Source organism: Chamaesiphon sp. OTE_75_metabat_556 (assembly GCF_031378165.1).
Lineage (GTDB): Bacteria > Cyanobacteriota > Cyanobacteriia > Cyanobacteriales > Chamaesiphonaceae > Chamaesiphon.
The window spans coordinates 1-2,489 of the sequence record NZ_JANNDR010000130.1 but is presented as its reverse complement, the minus strand read 5'-3'; the positions used below and the strand labels follow the sequence as shown (position 1 = coordinate 2,489).

General features: G+C 40.5%; 1 protein-coding gene. It reads left to right on the top strand.

Going from position 1 to position 2,489, the window contains the following annotated elements; all coding sequences use genetic code 11:
• Positions 1-76 precede the first annotated feature (76 nt).
• Complete coding sequence (locus RMO27_RS05600) at positions 77-2,143, top strand: acyltransferase family protein (RefSeq protein ID WP_309730255.1); 2,067 nt, start codon at positions 77-79, stop codon at positions 2,141-2,143.
• Positions 2,144-2,489 lie beyond the last annotated feature (346 nt).

The window sequence follows — 2,489 nt, the reverse complement described above, 5'->3', positions numbered from 1 at the left end:
CGACTCCCTACCGTCAGAATCTGAATGCTGTGCGATCTTCAGTCTATCCATATCTGTTCAATACTACCTTTCGATCATGAATAAATCTGGTGCAAATATAGCTTCTGCTCATATCCCATATATTGATGGTTTGCGGGGCATCGCGGTTCTTGCTGTCATCATTTATCATTTGAATTCAAGCTGGCTCCCAGGCGGATTTACTGGCGTTGACATATTTTTCACGATCTCTGGTTTTGTTGTGAGCCTTTCGATCGCCAAAAAGCAAAGGTTGAATCCAGCAGATTTTGGATCTTCCTTTTATGCTCGACGCATTCTGCGGATTATTCCGCCCTTGCTAGCTTGCCTCACCCTTGTTGGTCTGGCCGTGGTTTTATTTATTCCCTACGGCGCACTCAGTAGCGGGATAGAAGTAACGATGAAACATGCCTTTTTTGGCATTAGTAATTTAGTTTTAATGAAATCGAGTGATGATTATTTTGGACCGATGTCTGAATTTAATCCGTTCACACATACATGGTCGCTGGGTATTGAAGAACAGTTTTATCTGATTTTCCCGATTCTCTTCTATTGGTGGACTATTACCGATCGGAATAGTCGCTTGAGGTATATTTCAACTTCGCTATTTGCATTGTTTTTTACCTTGTCTATTACTTATGCCTGGTGGTCTTCACTCGCAGCACCATCAGTAGCATTCTATTCGATTTTCAGTAGATTTTGGGAGTTGGCGGCTGGAGTCATTCTCTATCAAGTAACCGCAACTAGATACGAGCATCCAGATCTAGATTCGCGGTCTAAATCATCACTTGGAATCTGGATCTCTCTGGTGTTGGTAATTTTGGGCTTATTATTTGCTCGTCCAGATCGTTTCCCTTTCCCTTGGGCACTTTTACCTGTAATTGGCACAATCGGATCGATCTTTTTTCTAGATGGCAATAAAAACAGCTTAGTTTATAAGGGCTTGAGTAATCGATTTATATTGTTTATCGGGAAAATATCTTACTCTTTATATCTTTGGCACTGGCCGATTTTTGTCTTATTTCGTTGGACTGTAGGGTTAGATTCTATTCCCTGTTATCTAGGTGCAACTGCGCTATCTTTTCTGATGGCGATCTCTTCTTATTATTTAATAGAGCGGTTCTTTAGCCAATCTCAGCTAGCTCGTAGTTTGCCAAAACTCAGAGTCATCTCGATCGGATGTGTAATAATTATTCTATCCCATTACATGACGCAGCAAATATTCTTGCATCGTCTACAACTATCCTTTAGTACTACTGCCCAATCATCTTGGAATTTACCAAAGATTGATATTGGAAGTTTTAATAAGTCTAACCCTAACTGTCCGATCGAAGTAAATAAAAAAAATGTTATCGGAGCAGAATTTACTTCATTCTCAAGACTTAATTGTCAGCAGAAAATGTCTTCGAGTCGGCTATTTGTAGTTGGTGATTCTCATGCTGAGGCTTATCAGTCGATGATTCAAAAGGCTAGCATAGAGATGGTGGCTGATGTATTTCTTTATACTAAACCAGGCTGTCCTTATCCCGACCTACTGACACCGCTAAATCGCCCTAATTGTCAGCAGTTTTATCAATATATGACCGCCGATATTCTGAAAAATGCACGACAAGGCGATATTATGTTCTTGCCAAGTCTGCGATTAAGACGATTCGGAGAACAGTCGAAATCAATTCCCGAAAAAACGACGATCGCCGCAATGTCTGGCACAGAAGCACTCAAGCAACGTGAAAATGCTATAGCAGAGGCAATAGCCTTATTAAAACCTTTTTCTAAAAAAGGAATTAAAGTTGTCTTCGAGGCACCAAAGCCAATTTTCAAATCCCCTAATTTTCGGTGTTTGGATTGGTTCAATCGGATGAATTCCATCTGCGAGCGGGGACTTGAAGTACCAAGGGATACATTAATTAATTATCGTCTGCCTGTGATGGAATCTATTCAAAAAATATCCCAAGAAGTTGATGGCGTCAAGATCTGGGATCCGTTTCCGGTACTTTGCTCAGGTGACATTTGTCAGGCCAACAAAGATCGTAAACCGCTCTTTTCTGACGGAGATCATATTAGTGAATATGGGAGTATGCTCGTATATCCTAGTTTTGAAAAGTTCATCAGAGGATTGATGCAATAGATAAAGGTTGAAAAATTTACGATCGATAACATCTGAGCAGCCGCAGAAAATACATCTTATCGCTGGTGTTAACTGGTCGATCGGCTACGAATTTTTCTAACTATGCAAAAACTATAATTAACAAAAGAGATCCAGTACATAATGACATACTAGATCTCTTTTTTAGTAAATTGTGTATCTTCAAAGTTGATGATGCTCCGAGTGGGCAAATAATACCCATAACATCCTATTTCCCCGTCCACAATCTAGTCAAAATTAGCGGATGCTAGGATCGCGGTAGACTGGTGCATCGTCACGGCGGGTGGTGGTATGAGTATCCTCTTTACGGCGTCCAAAGAGTCCAAAC

Bases quoted from the DNA above. Each gene is read 5' to 3' on its own strand.
- RMO27_RS05600 (WP_309730255.1), top strand. From the start codon at position 77: ATGAATAAATCTGGTGCAAATATAGCTTCTGCTCATATCCCATATATT.